Source organism: Levilactobacillus enshiensis, from assembly GCF_007115095.1.
GTDB lineage: Bacteria > Bacillota > Bacilli > Lactobacillales > Lactobacillaceae > Levilactobacillus > Levilactobacillus enshiensis.
Window position 1 is genome coordinate 1 of record NZ_SULH01000001.1, and the last position, 19,290, is coordinate 19,290.

Annotated in this window: 15 protein-coding genes; 11 read left to right on the plus strand and 4 right to left on the minus strand. The window is 47.9% G+C overall.

Annotation, left to right across the window (positions count from 1 at the left end):
• Together FAY32_RS00005 and FAY32_RS00010 are read left to right on the plus strand one after the other, a co-directional pair.
• Positions 1-4,619, plus strand: a 4,619-nt coding sequence (locus tag FAY32_RS00005; protein WP_318635479.1) for an MBG domain-containing protein, incomplete at its 5' end; no start/stop codon positions are given.
• A gap of 527 nt (positions 4,620-5,146) precedes the next feature.
• The gene (locus FAY32_RS00010) at positions 5,147-5,878 is read left to right on the plus strand and encodes a hypothetical protein (RefSeq protein WP_143461282.1); all 732 of its coding nucleotides are present in this window, start codon (positions 5,147-5,149) and stop codon (positions 5,876-5,878) included.
• Between the two features lie 263 nt (positions 5,879-6,141).
• Here the strand turns inward: FAY32_RS00010 and FAY32_RS00015 are convergent, their stop codons facing one another.
• The 3 genes from FAY32_RS00015 to FAY32_RS00025 form a co-directional block, all read right to left on the minus strand.
• Positions 6,142-7,101, minus strand: coding sequence for a tyrosine-protein phosphatase (locus FAY32_RS00015; protein ID WP_143461283.1), 960 nt, complete (start codon positions 7,099-7,101; stop codon positions 6,142-6,144).
• Positions 7,102-7,348: 247 nt separating this feature from the next.
• On the minus strand, positions 7,349-8,275 hold the full coding sequence (locus FAY32_RS00020) for a tyrosine-protein phosphatase (RefSeq protein WP_143461284.1): 927 nt from the start codon (positions 8,273-8,275) through the stop codon (positions 7,349-7,351).
• A gap of 360 nt (positions 8,276-8,635) precedes the next feature.
• Positions 8,636-9,271, minus strand: coding sequence for a glutathione binding-like protein (locus FAY32_RS00025; protein ID WP_143461285.1), 636 nt, complete (start codon positions 9,269-9,271; stop codon positions 8,636-8,638).
• A 182-nt stretch (positions 9,272-9,453) separates the two neighbouring features.
• Between FAY32_RS00025 and FAY32_RS00030 the strand changes: the two genes are divergently transcribed.
• On the plus strand, positions 9,454-10,311 hold the full coding sequence (locus FAY32_RS00030) for a glycosyltransferase family 8 protein (RefSeq protein WP_143461286.1): 858 nt from the start codon (positions 9,454-9,456) through the stop codon (positions 10,309-10,311).
• Between the two features lie 432 nt (positions 10,312-10,743).
• Positions 10,744-13,203 carry a phosphoketolase family protein gene (locus tag FAY32_RS00035; RefSeq protein WP_143461287.1) on the plus strand — a complete coding sequence of 820 codons (2,460 nt, stop codon included), beginning with the start codon at positions 10,744-10,746 and terminating at the stop codon, positions 13,201-13,203.
• A 344-nt stretch (positions 13,204-13,547) separates the two neighbouring features.
• Here FAY32_RS00035 and FAY32_RS00040 read toward each other — a convergent pair whose 3' ends face one another.
• A complete protein-coding gene (locus tag FAY32_RS00040; protein WP_143461288.1) occupies positions 13,548-14,099 on the minus strand; it encodes a TetR/AcrR family transcriptional regulator in 552 nt (183 codons plus the stop codon).
• A gap of 138 nt (positions 14,100-14,237) precedes the next feature.
• Here FAY32_RS00040 and FAY32_RS00045 point away from each other — a divergent pair, with 138 nt between their 5' ends.
• From FAY32_RS00045 to FAY32_RS00075, 7 genes are all read left to right on the plus strand, one after another.
• Positions 14,238-15,239: an NADP-dependent oxidoreductase gene (locus tag FAY32_RS00045; protein ID WP_143461289.1), complete on the plus strand. Its 1,002-nt coding sequence runs from the start codon at positions 14,238-14,240 to the stop codon at positions 15,237-15,239.
• A gap of 72 nt (positions 15,240-15,311) precedes the next feature.
• Positions 15,312-16,256, plus strand: a complete 945-nt coding sequence (locus FAY32_RS00050; RefSeq protein WP_225428250.1) for a helix-turn-helix transcriptional regulator — start codon at positions 15,312-15,314, stop codon at positions 16,254-16,256.
• A 145-nt stretch (positions 16,257-16,401) separates the two neighbouring features.
• Positions 16,402-16,956: a hypothetical protein gene (locus FAY32_RS00055; protein ID WP_143461290.1), complete on the plus strand. Its 555-nt coding sequence runs from the start codon at positions 16,402-16,404 to the stop codon at positions 16,954-16,956.
• A 53-nt stretch (positions 16,957-17,009) separates the two neighbouring features.
• Positions 17,010-17,555 carry a hypothetical protein gene (locus FAY32_RS00060; RefSeq protein ID WP_143461291.1) on the plus strand — a complete coding sequence of 182 codons (546 nt, stop codon included), beginning with the start codon at positions 17,010-17,012 and terminating at the stop codon, positions 17,553-17,555.
• A 30-nt stretch (positions 17,556-17,585) separates the two neighbouring features.
• Positions 17,586-18,143, plus strand: coding sequence for a hypothetical protein (locus tag FAY32_RS00065; protein WP_143461292.1), 558 nt, complete (start codon positions 17,586-17,588; stop codon positions 18,141-18,143).
• Between the two features lie 14 nt (positions 18,144-18,157).
• Positions 18,158-18,694, plus strand: coding sequence for a hypothetical protein (locus FAY32_RS00070; RefSeq protein ID WP_143461293.1), 537 nt, complete (start codon positions 18,158-18,160; stop codon positions 18,692-18,694).
• Between the two features lie 58 nt (positions 18,695-18,752).
• Positions 18,753-19,289, plus strand: coding sequence for a hypothetical protein (locus tag FAY32_RS00075; protein ID WP_143461294.1), 537 nt, complete (start codon positions 18,753-18,755; stop codon positions 19,287-19,289).
• The last annotated feature ends 1 nt before the right edge of the window (position 19,290 follow it).

Consider the following 19,290-nt stretch of genomic DNA (forward strand, 5'->3'; position numbering starts at 1 on the left):
ATGCAATTACAGTTACGCCTAAGAGCAATAACTACACCTTTGAAGTGACACAAGGAACATTCACAATCAAAAAGCGAGCTGTTACGGTTCAGATTGAAAATCAGAGTAAAACTTACGATGACGATGTTTCGACAGACCCAGCTTTGGGTTGGAAAGTTGTTTCTGAACAAGGTTTGGCCCCCAACGAGACAAGCGACGTGTTAAATGTAAAGTTGAATCAACAAGCAGGTGAAACAATTGGTCACCATGCCATTACAGGGACTTTCGACAATGCTAACTATGATGTTCATTTTATCGATGGGAACCTCTTGATTAATCCACGCGTGGTTGGACTTATCGTTGACCCCCAAGGAAAGACGTACGGTGATGATGATGCGGATCACCCTTTGACTTGTAGACTTGCAGATGGTTCGACCCTTGCGGCTGGCCAAAAACTGACAGACTTGGTAACTTTGACACGTGATATTGGCGAAAATGTCGGTGATTATGCTATTACAGTCACTCCTAAGAGCAATAACTACACCTTTGAAGTGACGCAAGGAACCTTCACGATTAACCAGCGTTCTCTCACGGTTCAGACTGATAATCAACAGAAGGTATATGGTGAAAAGGATCCGCAACTGACTTGGCAAGTTTCTGAGTCGACGCCACTGCTAAAGGGTGATTCATTGGCGGACTTACAAGTTGCGCTTCAGCGACAGTCTGGTGAGAATACCGGTCGTTACACAATTAGTGGTGAAGGGACTGCTAAGAACTATGCGATTACAGTTGTTGACGGCACCCTTGCGATTGATCCACGGCCAGTAGCCGTCACCATTGATAAACAAACGAAGGTCTACGGTAACATTGCCCCTGAGTTAACATGGCATGTGAGTGAGCAGACGCCGCTAGCTACCAGCCAGCAACCAGCTGACTTACAGTTGAGTTTGAGTTGTGGCACTGCCAGAGACGTGGGGGCCTACACCATTTCAGGAACGGCTGCGAACACTAACTTCTTAGTCACAGTTACCAATGGGACTTTAGAGGTGACTAAGCGGCCCGTTACAGTATCCGTGACCAATCAGACTAAGACGTATGGCGATGCTGATAAACCATTTACGCTAAAAGATGGTCAATCCGTTGTCGTTAATGGCGATTCTGAAGCAGCGTTGGGTGTCACCTTAACGCGGCGTTCCGGTGAAAACGTGGATACCTATGCCATCACAGGCTCGTCAGCGAGTCAGAATTATGAGGTGACTGTCACCCCTGGAACGCTAGACATCATCAAACGGAAAGTAACCGTTACCGCTGATACGCAGTTGAAGACCTATGGTGAAGATGACCCAACGTTGACGTTGACCAAGGACAGTGACGATGTATTGGTCAACCACGATTCAGAAAAAGCACTCGGCGTTACCTTGACGCGGGTTGCTGGTGAAAATGCTGGGACTTATAAGATTAGTGGCACGGCCGATAGTCAAAACTATGATGTCACGGTCGACCCTGGAACGTTCAAGATTGCGCCAAAGGTGGTAACGGTCACCGCAGCTGATAAATCCAAGACATTTGGCGAAGCTGATCCAACATTAACCTTGGTGGATCCATCTGCTCAATTAGTAAATGGTGATTCGGAAGCCGCTTTGGGCGTGAAGTTAACACGCCAAGCGGGTGACACAGTTGGGGAGTATGAAATCACTGGGACAGCAACTAATCGGAACTATACGACGAATGTTTTATCAGGGACGCTAACGATTAAGCCAGCTGCAGCACAAGTCAAAGTTGATGATTCAAATATTGTCTACGGGAACATGCCCGCGTTTATGGGACGGTTTAGTTTCCTGCGAATGGCCTACAGTTTTGCGCCAGAGGATTTGATGATTATCAATTCGCAGAAGCAGGTCGTTGCGTTAGCTGACTTGCAAGCCGGTAATTACACGCTCCAGTTAACGAAGCAAGCACAGAAAAACTTAGCCGCGCAACATCCAAACCATGATTTTACGAAATTTAGTCTGGGCCAGTTAAGCGTCGCTAAGCGGCCAGTTACGGTTCAAGTGGCTAACCAGGAAATGTATGCTGGCCATCAGAACCCTGAGAATCAGACGAAATTGGTCGATGGTTCACTCGTCGATGACGCGTCGAAGCTGGGCTTGCAATACGAGGAACCAAATAGCAAAGAAGTGGGGACCTACACAATTGGTGTCAAGGCCGACAATCCAAACTATGCGGTGACGGTTATCCCTGGTGAGTTGAAGGTCCTGGGTAAGGACGTTGATTCAGCTGGCAATGTGACGATAACGGAAAAAGATCCGGCTGGTAACGTGGTTAAGGTCGTCAAGCAGTGGCACGATGGGAGTCAAACGACTTTCACCTATGATCCAGTCACGAAAGACCGGGCGGTACATGAGCAGAAGGACGGTAAGCCAGTTGACCAACAAAAGATTGCTCCTGATTCTGCGCCGGTGACGTTACCTGATGATGGTCATACGGTTACCGTGGTTAGTCTTGATCCGACCACGAAAGAGCCGGAGTTTGACCACAAGACAACTGATCAAACGACAGACGCAAGCGGCAATGTGACGACCACGACGAAAAACGCCACGGGCGATGTCGTTAAGGTCGTCAAGCAGTGGACGGACGGTAGTAAGACTATCTATACCGCCGATCCAGCCACGGGCAAGCAGACGGTTACTGAGCAAAAAGACGGTAAGACAGTCGCCCAGCAGACGATTGCACCAGACTCAGCACCAGCAACGTTGCCGAGTGGTGACAACAGTAAAACAACGGTTACTCCTGGGAAGCCAGGCGCACAACCGACGATTGACCACTACACAACGACCAAAGACGTTGACAAGTCTGGTAACGTGACGCACACGACGAAGGACGCCGAAGGCAATGTCGTTAAGGTCACGAAGGATTGGCATGACGGTGGCAAGACGATTTACACCTACGATCCCAAGACTGGCAAACAAACAGTTACGGAACAAAAGGACGGTAAGACAGTCGCCCAGCAGACGATTGCTCCTGATTCAGCGCCAGCAACGTTGCCGAGTGGTGACAACAGTAAGACAACGGTTACTCCTGGGAAGCCAGGCACGCAACCAACGATTGACCACTACACGACGACCAAAGACGCCGACAAGTCTGGTAACGTGACAACTACGGTCAAGGATGCACAGGGGAATGTCGTCAAGGTCACGAAGGATTGGCATGACGGTGGCAAGACAATTTACACTTACGATCCTAAGACTGGCGACCAAACAGTCACGGAACAGAAGGATGGTAAGACGGTTGCGCACCAAGCAATCGCCCCTGATTCAGCGCCGGTAACGTTGCCGAGTGGTGACAACATTGAAACAACGGTGACTCCCGGGAAGCCAGGCGGGCAACCAACGATTGAGCATTACACAACGACCAAAGTTGTCGACAAGTCGGGTAACGCGACGGCCACGACGAAAGATTCTGCTGGTCACGTCGTCAAGATTGACAAGCAGTGGCCAGATGGCAGTGGCATTGTGTATACCGCCAATCCGACAACTGGCAAACAGACCATCAGTATACAAAAGAATGGCCAGACGATTGCGCAACAGACCATCAAGCCGGATTCCATAGCAACCACGTTACCGGATGGTGCCAGTGGTGAAATTATCGTTAAGTACGATCAAGCGGCCAACATGCCGACATTTGATCACTATACGACGACTAAAACTACCGATGCCAGCGGTAACGTGACGGCCACGACGAAGAATGCGACTGGCAAGGTCGTCAAGATCACGAAGCAGTGGACCGATGGCAGCACCACGACTTACACCGATGATCCAACGACTGGCGACCGGACCATTACCGAATCGCGGAATGGCAAGACGGTTAAGCACCTCACGATTGCTCCCGGCATTACGGAAGTGACCTTGCCGGACGGGACGGGTGGCAAGACGATTGTTAAATTCAGTCAGTCAGCCGCCATGCCGACCTTCAGTCATTATCCGGCAGTTAGCTATACGGCGCCGGCAGTGCCAACAAGTGATGCCGGTAAGACCGTGAAGATTACCAAGCAGTGGCAAGATGGCAGCAAAGTCATCTACACCTACAATCCGGTAACCGGTAAACGGCTACTCCGTGAGTTGAAGAATGGCCACCTGATTGAACAACGAACCGTTGCCCCCGGGTTGTTACTCGCAATTTTACCTGATGGCAAGAATGCTTCGATCATCGTTAAGTTTGATGCGTCCGGCACGCACCCAGTCTTTACGCGGCAACTTGCCGGCGCATCTGGCAGACGCCACTTGACGCCACGGAAAAAGGCAGTGAAGAGCGCTGGCACGCGCAAAGGTGAAGACTTACATGAGCGGATGACCGCACCGAAGTTAACGCTTCGGGGTGCAAATGGGAGTCGCCATGTTCAGTCACCAGCGGGACGTACGCGCAAGCTTGCTGGGACTGAACGTGTTCGAACGTTGCAGCAAGCCGTGACTAAGCAGCAAGCCGTACAACGGCAAACCAGTCAGCAGCAGGCCAGTCAGCAACAAGCCGAGTTACCACAGACGGGCCAGAAGAATGAGAGCTTCTTGGTACGACTAGGAGCTGTGTTATTGGCTTTGCTAGTGACACCGTTTGTTCGGCGGCGGTCACATGAATCACGTTAAAAAAATAGTCTGGTTAGCAATGACCTGATAAGTCTAAAAAACCGCCCTGCAACCTGAGGACGGTTTTTTAGTTAGACTAACTTATTTAGCTGTGCTGGCAGCATCTTCAATTAGACGTTGCGTCTTGAAAGATAGGCGTTATTTGAACAATTGGTGTGTAAAAAGACTAAGCTCAAAGTGATAGTGATTTGAAGAACGAGGAGTGAGGAGCCGATTTAAAAAAAATGTGAAAAAAAGATAGTTGCGCGGGGTAGCCAATCTATTGAGGGTGGTAATTGTCTATTTTTTACAAAGTTGACGATTAGTCAGTTACTTTTGAAGAACGGATGCCGGCAACAGATGGGTTGCCAGCAAAAATACTGATTATAAGTAGTAGAAATAGTCGGTACTGTGGCCCGTATAAACCCGGGCATGAACGATGTGGGGCCTTTAGAATATTTTAATAATATTACAGTTCTCACCCCGTTGACACAATTCTGTAACAATAATATAATAGTTGTAATCTTTGGATAGGGGAGTTGGATATTATGAAAAAATCATTAACGCTTATGACTGTTTTAGCTTTGGTAGCACCTTTAGCGCTGGCTGTACCAGCCTCAGCTAAGGGCACGACAACTGCAACAACGACTGCTGCAACGACGAAGGGGAAGACCTACACGATTGTGTCTTCTAACTTCTTCAAGAAAGCCAAGACGTACCACACGAAGGACGCTAAGCCAGTTGTTTACAAGGCAGCGATTGCTGCAGACCGGCCAACCATGACGTTAACCACTAAGGGGAAATTAAAGGCGGGCACAACTTACAAGGTTACGAAGCAAGCTAAATTAAAGATCAACGCTAAGAAGACCCAAAAGTACAGTTACGTTAAGGGCCAAGGCTGGGTCGTTGCTAGCCAATTAACTGCAGGCAAGTTCAAGGCTGCTGACGGTAACGGTGTGAAGGATGCCAAGACGACCGCTGCTAAAGTAACGAAGGGTAAGACTTACACAATCGTGTCTTCTGACTTCTTCAAGAAAGCCAAGACGTACCATACGAAAGATGCTAAGCCAGTTGTTTACAAGGCAGCGATTGCTGCAGACCGGCCAACGATGACGTTGACGGCTAACGGTAAATTAAAGGCCGGCACGACTTACAAGGTCACGAAGCAAGCTAAGTTAAAGAGTTCAGCTAAGAAGACCCAAACGTACAGCTACGTTAAGAGTCACGGCTGGGTATTAAAGAGTGATTTAACCAGCGGCCAATTCAAGAACGCTGACTAGTTGGGGAACTAGAAAATCGTTCAAATGGTCACTGAAGTAAGGAAATTGAGAATATTTGGTAACCACTAACTCGGTTTGCCATTAAGATAGGGCCTCAGATCTGATGAGTTTTCAGATTTGAGGCCCTATTTGTGTGGTGTGGACATCGTTGTGCCGATTGCACATTCAGTTCATATTTGGTTGGTGTACCAACGTTAAAACGACCAGCACTGATTTTCGTGGGCTGGTCGTTTTAAACGTTACAAGAGATTTAAGCGGCGATACTACTTAGCTGGCGTCAGGTAGTTTGCCCGCAGTTGCTTTAATTGCGTGTTGGATAAGCCTAGACCCTTGTGGAGGAAGTTATCCATGCTACCGTACTTGGTGTTGATGGCCTTGTACATGGTATCGATGTAGGACTTCTTCACACCATTTTGATCCTTGAAGTTGGCGATGACGGTTGGTGTCAGCGCCTTGCCTTGTGCCTTCCAACCGGCTTCTTGCTTTTGCAGGTTTTCGGCGTTAGTTTTGGCTAAGTAGGTGTTGGACTTTAAGTAATCGGTAGTAATCGCTTTTCTATTAAAGTTAAGGGCAGAGAGCACCAGAGCAGTTCCCATCCCGGCGCGGTCCTTACCTGCTGAACAGTGCCACAGAACGGCCTTGTTCTTAGGGTTCTTCAGTAATTGATGGAACAAGGACTTGTAAGCCTTGCGACCTTGGGCAGTCGTGATGGCGTCGTGGTAAGACTTCTTCATCATCTTATCGCCGGCGTTCTTCTTGGAGAAGTCGGGGAAGGCTGGGAAGGCCTTGAAAACATTGGCTTTGACCAACTTAACGCCCTTAATTTTAACATCGGGGCTCTTTTGTTGTTCAACGACCGTTCGCAGGTCAACATCGGTGGCAACGTGATAAGTCTTAACCAGCTTTTGTTGGTCGGACTTGGACAGAGTGGACAGACCATTAGAACGAATTAAGCGGTGAACCTTGATCTTTTGACCATTTTGGTTGATGTAACCACCTAAATCACGGGCATTGGAAGCGCCTTGAAGTTTGATATGGGTTGACTTTCCCGCCACAGTTTTGGCCTTAGCGTGTTTCGGCGCTTTGGCTTTCTTAGTGGCTTTAGTGGTCTTAGTCGTTTGGGTCGTTTTCGCAGCGGCCGTGAGGGTTGATAATGGTTGTTGCCAACCTAAAGTAGTGGTCAACAGTAAGGCAGTAACGAGTGTGCTTAATCGTTTGTTCATAATACGAATTCCTCCTCTGTGTTTGGTACAGTTTCTAGAATACAAAGTGGATGTAAAGGGGAGGTGTAGATTGTGTAAAGGTATCAGGCACCACATCAATCAGCTATGTAAATCGTTATAAAAGGGAATTGTGACCGTGAAATGATGGGTTCTTCAATAATATAGGTAAATTGGCCAGTCTACAGAAAAATGCGACATCTTCTTGTGAGGACGTCGCATTTTTTCTTATAACCTAGTTAGGTTGCGCTTACTTGGCTGGTGTCAGGTAGTTTGCTTGCAATGACTTCAGTTGGGCATTGGTTAAGCCAAGTCCTTTGTTGAGGAACTTCGCCATACTGCCATACTTCGCATCAATGGCCTTGTAGGTGGCGTTCAGGTACGCTTTTTGAACCCCGTTTTCATCCTTGAAGTTGGCAATGACGGTCGGTGTCAGCGTCTTGCCTTGGGCCTTCCAGCCAGCTTCTTCTTTTTGCAGATTTACCTTGTTCGTTTGAACGAGATAGGTGTTGGACTTTAAGTAGTCCTTGGTGATGGCAGCTCTGCTGAACCCAAGGGCAGAGAGGATAAATGCGGTCCCCATGCCAGCACGATCCTTACCCGCGGAGCAGTGCCACAGAACAGCCTTGTTCTTAGGATTGATCAGTAGTTGATGGAATAGTGATTTGTAGGCTTTACGGCCTTGCGCCGTGGTCACGGCATCACGATAGGTTGTTTCCATCATTTGATTAGCAGCATTCTTTTTAGTGAAGTCAGGTAATGGTGGAAATTCCTTGAAGACGTTAGCCTTGACCAACTTGACGCCCTTCATCCGAACGTCAGGACTCTGCTTTTGTTCACTGATCGTTCGCAGGTCGACATCGGTTGCAACGTGGTAGGTCTTGACGAGCTTGGTCTGGTCGGCTTTAGTTAAGGTGGAGAGGCTGTTGGAGCGAATCAAGCGGTGAACCTTGATCTTTTGGCCCTTCGAGTTGACGTAACCGCCGAGATCACGGGCATTGGATGCGCCTTGTAAGTTGATGTGGGTGGATGTTGTGGCAACGGTCTTCCCCTTGACCTTTGCCGTCTGCGTGGTTCTCGCCTTAGCAGCGGCGGTGACGGTCGCCAACGGTTGCTGCCAGCCGAAAGTAGTTGCTAACAACATCGCCGTTACTAAAGTATTCAATCTCTTATTCATTTTGCGAACTCCTCCTCTAAATTTGGTACAGCCCTTAGGATAGTTGGCGAATGTAACGAGATCATGTTGATTGTGTAAAAATATGGGGTAACCTGATAATCCGGCAATGTAGTCAGTCATTGAACCGCCTAAGAATAGTGCAATGTTAGTTGCTGCGAGTGTTTAACCGATCAAAGGTGGTTTGTAAAGATGATGATCAAATTTAGTGTGCGGCGGGCGTGATGACGTGGTCGATTTTGTGGGCGAAATGGGTTCTGAACCCGAGATTGTTGGAAAAAGTAAAAAGGCAGCGACACACTCGCAATCGAGTTGATCGATACCTTACTTGAATGACTATAGTAGTTTTAGAATATTCAGTAGTTATTTGCCGTCCACCAAGGAGTGAGGCTGCCCCTCTTGTCGGAAGACGCGTTGCACGGCTGGCCGTTGTCGCATGCGAGTGTCGAAGGCTTTCAGCTGAGGAAAATCAGCAAAACTGTAATCCAGCCGTTGCATCCAGTTGGTTATGACGAAGAGGTAGGGGTCGGCCACGGAAAAGTTGTCGCCTAGCAGATACGGACCATTTGCCGCCAACTGATGTTCTACGAAGACTAAGCGCGGCTGCACTCGCGTCCATACCAGTTGCTTAGATTCCGCCGTATTGGGTAGCCAGTTGCCCTGGCGGAAGGGAGAAATGAAGTTCTTGTGCAGCTCCGTTGCGATGTAGTTCAGCCAGACGCGCTGCTCCCAGTAGGCGGGGGTCGCATATGCCGGCATCAGTGGCGATTGGGTACCGATGAATTCGAGGATCACGGCGCATTCCGTCAACAGGGGATGATCATCAACTTTGAGGGCGGGGACGTAGGATTTGGGAGTTACCTGATTGTAATCACCCTGAGTCCACGTCTTGTCATCCAGATTGACCTTTTCTAAGTGATAGGGCAGGCCGAGTTCTTCGAGTAAAATGTGGGGCGCCATGGGACTTGCACCAGCAGCGTAAAATAACGTTAACTTCATTTTTGATCATCACTCCTTAACTGTAATGTTATCAGTATAGCTGGCGGCGATGATTAACCTAAGTAAGTTGACTCGGCTAAGTTGGCTGTGAAGAGATAGTCGTCCACAGTCATAATCTGTGTTTAATATCGCAATAAATGATTAAATAGAGGAGAACCTAAAAATGAAAGTCGGTGGAGACCTTGTCTGATGAAATCAATCTTTTGGTCACCCTCAACGCGGGCTATTTGGCGCCGTTAAAGGTGATGCTCTACTCGGTACACGCAAATAATCCGGACGAACAGATTCACTTGTGGTTGGTGCACGCCAGTCTGACACCAGCGGAAGTCGCTGAGATTCAGACGCTAACAGACGCCTTCAGTTGGCAGTTCAGCAACGAACGGGTACAGACGGATTTTGCTGCCGGGGTGCCGTTGATCAAACGTTATCCCAAAGAGATGTATTTCCGGCTACTAAGCGGCCAAATTTTGCCACCAACGGTTAAACGCGTCATCTATTTGGACCCCGATTTGTTGGTCATTAATCCGTTGCGGCCACTCTGGGAGTTGAATTTGGATGGGCATATGTTGGCGGCCGCTGTCCATCGCGGCGTTACCAATCTGGTCGATAGCGTGAATCAGCTGCGGCTAGGAACCACGACCAGTTATTTTAACTCTGGGGTGCTGGTGATCGATCTCGACCAGGCGCGGGCCAAAATCAAGCTAAACGACATTACCACCATGATCGAAGAACACCAGAGTGAACTCCTTTTGCCAGATCAGGATGTCCTGAACTTCTTATACGGGTCAGATATCGTTGAAATTCCTGAGGAAATCTGGAATTACGATACGCGGAAATATTTAACGTATCAAACACGGAGTCTCAATGAACACGAAATCCATTGGGTGATGGCCAATACGGTCATTCTGCACTACTGTGGCACGCCCAAACCCTGGGAGGCCAATAGCGACAGCAAGTTTACCGGGCTATTCCTCAACTACCAGCAGCAAGTTCAGCGGCTGATTGCTAAGCTGACGCCGGTTGTTGTGGATGAAAATTAAGTGAGCAGTAATGAAAACGGACTAGGCCGCTCAGCGACTTAGTCTTTTTTAGTGGCAATAGCTGCCAATTGAAAACGAAACTAGTGAATCACCTTGAAGAAAATTCCCCGGACACGAGTAAACCACAATGCTTCACGGTGAAAATCTGGTATACTGAGAACGAAATTTGAATTTTGAATTCATTTTCTGGGAAAGCAAGTCGTGGCAACCGATAGAAGGGTCGTGGGTGAGCACAAACGGTCGATTTCGGAATAGAATTTGCAAGCAGTATGGGCTATGAAAAATGATTTGTACAAATATTGGGTCGTACCACTTTAGAAAAAGGTTGACTTTTTCGAAAAGTTTAGTATAGTTAAGGAATACAAATTGACTCTGACTCATTGATGTTAATTTAGAAGATGCAACTCAACGACACGAAGGAGTGTAGAATTCATGGCAGTAGATTTTGATTCCAAGTCTTACTTGGAAAAAGTTGACGCTTGGTGGCGTGCTACGACGTACCTTTCCGGTGGTATGATCTTCCTGAAGAGCAACCCATTGTTCTCAGTAACGAACACACCAATCCAAAAGGATGACGTTAAGGTTAAGCCTATCGGACACTGGGGTACTATTTCAGGACAAACGTTCCTGTATGCCCACGCTAACCGTCTGATCAACAAGTACGGCTTGAACATGTTCTATATCGGTGGCCCTGGTCATGGTGGTCAAGTAATGGTTACCAACTCTTACTTGGACGGCACGTACACGGATGCTTACCCTGAAATCACTCAGGACCTTGAAGGGATGTCACGTCTGTACAAGCGGTTCTCATTCCCTGGTGGAATTGGTTCCCACATGACTGCCCAAACGCCTGGTTCACTCCATGAAGGTGGAGAACTTGGTTACTCACTTTCACATGCAACTGGTGCTGTTTTAGACAACCCAGACCAAATTGCCTTTACGGTAGTTGGTGATGGGGAAGTTGAAACCGGCCCTGCTATGACTGCATGGAACTCCATCAAGTTCTTGAACCCTAAGAATGATGGTGCCGTATTACCTATTCTTGACTTAAACGGATTCAAGATTTCCAACCCAACTCTCTTCTCACGGATGAGCGACGAAAACATCGCGAAGTTCTTCGAAGGTTTAGGCTGGTCACCTCGTTTCCTTGAAAACGACGATATCCATGATTACATGACTTACCACGAAAAAGCTGCTAAGTTATTTGACCAAGCTATCGCTGACATTCAACAAATCCAAAAGGATGCGCGTGAAAACGGCAAGTACGAAGATGGGACTATCCCAGCTTGGCCAGTCGTTATCGCTCGTTTGCCAAAGGGTTGGGGCGGTCCTCAAAAGAACCCAGCCGGCGAACCAATCGAAGGCTCCTTCCGTGCTCACCAAGTTCCACTTGGCTTAGCACAAGGCAAGCTTGACGAACTTCCAGAATTCGAAGCTTGGATGAACTCATACAAGCCTACTGAATTATTCAATGCCGATGGTTCATTGAAGGCAGAAGTCGCTGACTTCGCTCCTAAGGGCGACAAGCGGATGGCTGCTAACCCAGTTGCCAATGGTGGCCGTGTTCGCGGTGCCAAGGCCGACATGCTCGACCTGCCTAACTGGAAAGACTTCGCTAACGACATCAACGAAAATAACCGTGGGACGCAATTGCCAGATGGCAACAAGAACATGGATATGAACGTTCTGTCAACCTTCTTCGCTGGCGTTGCTACGAAGAACCCATCATCATTCCGGATCTTCGGACCTGATGAAACGATGTCTAACCGTCTTTGGGAAATGTTCAAGATTACGAACCGTCAATGGATGAGTAAGGTCAAGGAACCAAATGACCAATACGAAGCTCCTGAAGGCCGTATCTTGGATGCCCAATTATCAGAACACCAAGCTGAAGGTTGGCTTGAAGGTTACACCTTAACTGGTCGTACCGGTGTGTTCACGTCTTACGAATCATTCTTGCGGGTTGTCGACTCAATGACGACGCAACACTTCAAGTGGATCCGTCAGGCCGCTGCAGAACCATGGCGTAACGATTACCCATCCCTGAACTTGGTTTCGACTTCCACTGTGTTCCAACAAGACCACAACGGTTACACCCACCAAGACCCAGGTATGCTGACTCACTTGGCTGAAAAGAAGTCTGACTTCATCCGCCAATACCTGCCAGCTGATGGGAACACGTTGTTAGCTGTCTTTGACCGTGCCTTCAAGGACCGTCAAAAGGTTAACCACATCGTTGCTTCCAAGCAACCTCGTCAACAATGGTTCTCCGTTGCCGAAGCCGAAGAACTGGCTAACACCGGTTTGAAGACTATCGACTGGGCTTCCACTGTTGCTGAAGGCGAAGATGCTGATATCGTCTTTGCTTCTGCTGGTGTTGAACCAACCATCGAAACGTTGGCTGCTGTTGACTTGATCAACGATGCTTTCCCAGCTGTTAAGATGCGTTACGTCAACATTGTTGAATTAGAACGTCTGCAAAAGAAGAACGGGCCTCTTAACGATGACCGTGCCTTGAGCGACGCTGAATTCAGTTCATTCTTCGGCGAATCCGGGACTCCTGTTGTCTTTGGTTTCCACGGTTACGAAGACTTGATCGAATCAATGTTCTACGAACGTCAACACTTAGGCTTACACGTTCATGGTTACCGTGAAGACGGTGACATCACGACTGCTTACGACATGCGTGTCTACTCCGAACTTGACCGGTTCCACCAAGCCAAGGACGCTGTTAACACCTTGATTGCTAAGGGTGTTATCGACGAAGCTGCCGGTAAGGCCTTCGACGCCAAGATGGACACTATCTTAGCTAAGCACATGAAGATCACTCGTGACGAAGGTCGCGATATCGAAGAATTTACGAAGTGGCAATGGACGCCATTAAAGAAGTAATTTTCTTTAATCAACGTTAATTAAAACTCGGGAGACCAGCTCAGAAATGAGTTGGTCTCTTTTTTGTTCTTTGGCAACCGTACTTCAGGGTAAAAATATGGTTGGCGACTGTTCGACTTGTCGGGTCATCCTTAACAGATCACAAAAGGTGCGTTCTGAGAGTGATTCTCGAACGCACTTTTTGTGACCACTATTAAGATTAAAATTCCTAAAATACCAGCCATGCCGGTTCAGCAATACTAGGACTAAAGCTAGGCAACCTGGTGATCTTCCAGCCCACAGCAGGTGGAATCCCTGGCAGCCAGAGTGCGCTCAATCTAGACTAATTTAAGGGATGAATCCAGTCAGAATGATGCCAACCCGGGGGCAATCAAGCGCCAAACAAGTTCAAACCGATGCTGATAGTCCGGTGAGTTCCAGCTGTCCTTAAAGTTCGGTAGCGTGAAAGCGGAGAACGCGGCCAGAATCGTTTCCGCTCGTTCAAAATTGGCATCGTGATAGCCTAAGATGTCGTCAATACTGCGATAGGCGCTAGTCAGCACGGTTCGCAGGGCCGCCGGATTGTTGTCGATGTAACGGGTATTGAGGGTAAACATCTGGGGGTTCGCGTGATACGCTTGCTTTTTGGCAGTCACGAAGGCCCAGAGCCAGGCGTGGAGTTGCTGCTCTGGCGGGAGGGTGGTGTCGACCGTGATCTGGTTGATAATGGTTCGTTGAAACCAGGCGGCGGCAACGGCTTCCCACAGGTCACGTTTATTTTGGAAATGTTTGTAAAGGGCGGCGTGCGTGATACCTAATTCCTGAGCGAGTTGGTCTAAGGTCACCGCTGCGTTACCAGTTTGCATGATGAGTTTTTCAGCAACGGCGATGATTTTGGTGCGGGTCAGTTGTGCCATGAGTTGCGTGACCTCCTTGGATAGCTTTCTTTCTAGTGTAGCACAAAATGGCTAAAAGTAACTTTATTTGATTTTTGTTACTAAATGCGATAAACTTTGGAAAAAGTTAGCAGCACATCCAAGGGGGATAATTTAACTATGCAGGCAGCACAATTAGACAAGTACCAATCAGATTTCAAACTCGTGGTCCGAGAGGTGCCGACACCAGAAATTACGGCTACCGAGGTGCTCGTGCAGGTCAGGGCGGCAGCAGTCAATCCTTTGGAAATGCTGATCGGAACCGGTAGCGTCAAGCTGATTCAAGACTATGCGCGGCCCGTTACCATGGGGAACGAGTTGTCTGGTATCGTGACGGCCGTGGGCAACCAAGTAGCCGATTTTAAGGTGGGCGACCGGGTTTACGCCCGTCTGCCACTCACCAAGATTGGTGCCTTTGCCGAATACGTAGCGGTCGACCAACAGGCGTTGGCACCGATGCCAGCTGGGATGGACTTTGACCACAGTGCTGCAGTACCCTTAACCGGTTTGACGGCATATCAGGGCCTCCATGAAGAGCTGGGTGCCCGGCCTGGACAATCAGTGATGATTCCTGGTGGGTCCGGCTCATTTGGCCAAATGGCGATTCCAATTGCCAAGGCGATGGGGTTGAAGGTCAGCGTTAGCGGGAACGCCCGGGCCAAGGAACAATTGTTGGCGCAGGGCGTCACCAACTACTTTGACTATCACAAAGAGAATTATTGGGAAGAACTTGACCCCGTTGATTACGTGATCGACACCATTGGTCCTAAGGAATACGCCCATGAATTGCAAGTGTTGAAGCGCGGCGGTCGGCTGTTATCTCTCCGGATGGGACCTAACCGGCAATTTGCTAAGGATCGTCATTTACCATTCTGGAAGACGACTCTCCTCACGCTGGCCGGCTTGAAGTTTGATCGACAGGCCAAACAGGTTGGCGGTCAGTATCGGTTTATCTTCGTCAGAAGCGATGGCAAGCAGTTACGGACCATTACGAGATTGGTAGAGGAAGCGCAAATCGTGCCAGTAATCGACCCAACGCCCTTTAAGTTAGCCGATATCAATGAGGCCCTTAAGTTAGTCGCCACCGGTCACCCCAAGGGGAAAGTCTTGATTCACTTTTAGCGGTTTACTTTTACACGGGAACACGCCATAATTACTGATATATTGTGTAAATTGGTAAGCGGGGTGAACAGGGTGCAGAGTAATCAGCGAATTGCGGAATTAATGGTCCAGTTGATGGCGGGCAAGACGTTACAGGCGGAGAAAATCGCCGCCAAGTATGCCGTCAGCGCACGAACCAGTCAACGGGACTTTGCCTACATTCGCCGGGCGCTGTCTGAGTACACCGTGGGGGACTTAATTGAGAAACACGGCACCTACCGGCTGTCCCAACGGAGTGAAGAGACGGATGCCGCGATGGTGCTGGCCATGAGTAACATTCTGTTAGGCTCGCGCGCACTGAACCAAACGGAGTTGTCGGGGACCCTTGATTACCTCAGCTCTGGGCTGGCACCAGCGATGCAAACTATTATCCGTCAGCAACTTACATCAGCACGGGGCAGCTACATGCCGTTATCGCGCAGCAAACCGCTATTGCACATGTTAAGAGAAGTCGCCAGTTGCATTACAAAAAATCAGCGGCTGGTGTTCACTTACCGTAGTAGTCAAGCTGGGGAGACGCATGCTAAGGTGCATCATGCCAAACCGATTGCGTTATTTTTTGAGACCTATTACTTTTATGTGGCAATGCTGAGTGAGGAGCATGCGGGGTATTGGCTGTACCGCTTGGATCGCATTCAGACCATTCAGGAAAAATTGCCAGGTGAGAAGCACCATTTCGATGACCGCTACTCACTACAGGAACACCGGAACTACGCGTATCTATTAGATTCAGGAGCGCTCACGCAGATTCGGTTTCGTTACTATAATTATGCGCAGACGGCCCTCGACCATTTTCCAGCCTCCCGCGTGGTCAAAGAATATCCAGATGGCAGTTGCGACATCGAAGCTTACGTGAAAATTGACGGTGCCATCCTGTGGTTACTCAGTCAGGGAGCAGCCTTACGTGTGCTATCGTCAGTCTCGCTGGTGGACCAGATGCGTGCAACTTTACAGGCGACTTTAGAACAATACGACTAGTACCAACGCTTAGTAGTGATCAAACTACTAGGCGTTTTTTTCATGGCTGCCCTAAAAGTGACATATTATGTCGCCATCGTTTTGTATAATGAGGCTTGTGAGTGGATTCTGATTATTGATAGAAACATAAGGAGGAGAGTTACAAATGAAACTAGCAAAAGTAATTGGTTCATTATTAGTTGTGGGAACGATGGGGGCCGTTGCAATCGTCACCACACCAACGGCGACGGCACAAGCCAAGACCACTTATTTGAAAACGCTGCCTAAGTCAATCCGGGGCACCTGGTACTACTATGAGGGTGGTCACTATCAAACGGATACGATTACCGCTAAGACTTGGAAGAACCAGATATATTATGGCAAAAAAATGAACACGAGTACTTATACCCTGCATCAACCCAGCGTTAAGGGGAAGGCAAGTTGGATTTATGCGACTAAGAGTAGTAAGGGAACCGTCAGAATTGATGATTGGCCGTTATATAAGGGTAAGGCAGCGATGAAGGATTTTGGTAAACGCTACCTTACTGGTTTTAAAGCAACGACTAAGACCTATCAAGGAAGGAAAATCAAAGCACTTTCGCAAGTAGCCTACTCGTCACTTCCACGGATTACAAACTACTCATTCACCAGTAAGAAATTAGCCAAGCATTTTAATCCCAAGGGCCTGAGCTTCTACGACCGAATGGATCAACAGAAATAAATAGATTTGTTGTAACGGTGAAAAGATGATGCAGAATGGAAGGAAGAATTTAAATGAAAAAGTGGTTCAAACAAGTTTTGTTGGGGATGGCGTTGGTTGTCGGCTTCTTGGTTGTTGGTCTTGGTTCACCAGCTAAAGCACAAGCCGAGGCGCTTCCACATTTTGCTAGTCGGACGATTACATACCGGATTACGACGAAGAGCAAGGCTTACAAGAATGCGTGGACGAATGCCCTGAAGCAGTGGGGAAAGCTTGGCGTAGTCAAGTTTGTCCCAGCAACAGGGACTGCAAAGCCGGATTTTCAATTGGGAGCGGCTAACCTTAGTGATAATAGGAGTGACCATTACGATACTACGCAAAGCATTGTGGAAAACTCTGAAGATGACATTGTTGTGAGGTATAAACTTAGCCTGAACCGGCGTGGTAAAAAGTCTGGCATTAAGAGGACAGCCATGGGTGCTATCGGTATCACACTTGGCTTAGAGACACCTAGCAAAAAGGCGAACAGTGCGCTGAAACCAGGGAAGAAGGCACCATCTAAGCCAACCAAACTGGATAAAAAGAATTTACAGAAAGTATATAAAGGTGTTCCTTACTAAGCGCTAGGAACAGTAAAGGAAGAAAATAAAATGGAAACGTGGTTAAAACGATTAATCGTGAGCACAGCACTGATTGTCGGCTGCCTGATTGGCCTTAGTACATCGGTTAATGCGCAGGCAAGTAGAACATTTCCCAGTCGAACAATTACCTACCGCATCACTTCGAGCAGTCCCTACTACAAGAGTGTCTGGACGAAGGCAATCAAACGGTGGAATCACTTGCGGGTGGTTAAGCTAGTCAAGGCAGACGCTAACGCGGGTATGCCAGATGTTCAGATGACGACTACGCCGGGCGACAAGGGATCTTCTTACATGCTGATTTTAGATGAAGGTGATGATGATGCACCTAGTCAGCGTACGACTTATAAAATTCAGCTGTATCGCAAGTTCATGAAATCCTGGTATTTTGACAAAGGTGATCGGGTTCAACTGGCAACGCGTACCATCGGTGATGTAATGGGGCTGAAGACATCGAGTGATCCGAATAAGTTTGATAGTGTGATGAATACAACGACCTTTTCGTCTGCTAAACCAACGAAACGCGATAAGAAGAATTTACAGAAATTGTACAAGAACGTCGCTTACTAAAGGAGAAAATTATCGTGAAATTACTTAAAGCAACCAGTATTTTGCTGGCAGCAACCACTTTTGGTGCTGCATTGGTAGCAGTGACTCCTGCAGCCACTGCCCATGCGGCAAAAAGAACGATGTTGAAGTCATACCCGAAGAATATGCGGCGGACTTGGTATCGTTACGAAAAGGGCCAGTATGTTTCGACGAAGATTACCGCTAAAAAGAATAGTGGTGTCGTGTTACATTACTTCAATCCGAATAAGAAGTGGCCAACAATCACCAAGAAAAATCTATATTGGGCCTATGCTTATAAGATGAATAACGGTGTAATTGGTTCTGGCCCTTGGGGATCAATCAAATCTGAAAACTGGACAACGGTCAATGATCTTGGTGCTTTGTTCGATCAAAAAGTGACGACTAAGACCTATAAAGGCAAAAAAATTAAGGTGCTTAAGGAACTTTATGCGAATTCGCAACCAGCCACTTGGCGGTATTCTTACACCTCGAAGAAGCTCGCAAAGCATTTCAATCCTAAAGGGACTGTTTTGTGGGCAGCAGATAAGTAAAATGGAGGAGAAATAATATAAGAAATTGATTGAATAATTTGAGAAGGGAAGAACTGAAGTGAAAAAATGGGTTAAGCAACTCATGATGGGCATGGCTGTCGTGGTTGGCCTTTTGGTGATTGGGTTTGGCTCACCAGTTAATGCACAAGCTAAAAAAGATTCACATTTGCCAAGCCGGACGATTACATATCAGATTGTGACGACGAGTCCGACTTACCGGCAGGCGTGGACTGATGCGCTCAAGCAATGGGGGAAACTCCACGTCGTTCGTTTTGTCCCAACTACGGAAACGGCAACCGTTCAGTTAGGAACATTTACGTCGAAGAACAAAAAGAATGTGTTCAAGACGGATCAACGGACGACCTACACGCAGACAGGCGTCTTTTCAACCTACAAATTGGACATGAATCGGCGCGTTATCAAAAAGGCCGATACCCCTAAAATGGCAAACAAAGCCATCGGCATCTTCCTGGGATTACAGCCAACCAGTAAAAAGGCCAACAGTATCTTGAGCCCGCGGAAGAAGGCGCCTGCTAAGCCAACGAGGCTGGATAAACAGCATTTACAGAAATTGTACAAGAACGTCGCTTACTAAA

Coding starts and splice junctions, on each gene's coding strand:
- FAY32_RS00010 (WP_143461282.1), top strand. CDS start 5,147: ATGAAAAAATCATTAACGCTTATGACTGTTTTAGCTTTGGTAGCACCT.
- FAY32_RS00015 (WP_143461283.1), bottom strand. CDS start 7,101: ATGAACAAACGATTAAGCACACTCGTTACTGCCTTACTGTTGACCACT.
- FAY32_RS00020 (WP_143461284.1), bottom strand. CDS start 8,275: ATGAATAAGAGATTGAATACTTTAGTAACGGCGATGTTGTTAGCAACT.
- FAY32_RS00025 (WP_143461285.1), bottom strand. CDS start 9,271: ATGAAGTTAACGTTATTTTACGCTGCTGGTGCAAGTCCCATGGCGCCC.
- FAY32_RS00035 (WP_143461287.1), top strand. CDS start 10,744: ATGGCAGTAGATTTTGATTCCAAGTCTTACTTGGAAAAAGTTGACGCT.
- FAY32_RS00040 (WP_143461288.1), bottom strand. CDS start 14,099: ATGGCACAACTGACCCGCACCAAAATCATCGCCGTTGCTGAAAAACTC.
- FAY32_RS00045 (WP_143461289.1), top strand. CDS start 14,238: ATGCAGGCAGCACAATTAGACAAGTACCAATCAGATTTCAAACTCGTG.
- FAY32_RS00055 (WP_143461290.1), top strand. CDS start 16,402: ATGAAACTAGCAAAAGTAATTGGTTCATTATTAGTTGTGGGAACGATG.
- FAY32_RS00060 (WP_143461291.1), top strand. CDS start 17,010: ATGAAAAAGTGGTTCAAACAAGTTTTGTTGGGGATGGCGTTGGTTGTC.
- FAY32_RS00065 (WP_143461292.1), top strand. CDS start 17,586: ATGGAAACGTGGTTAAAACGATTAATCGTGAGCACAGCACTGATTGTC.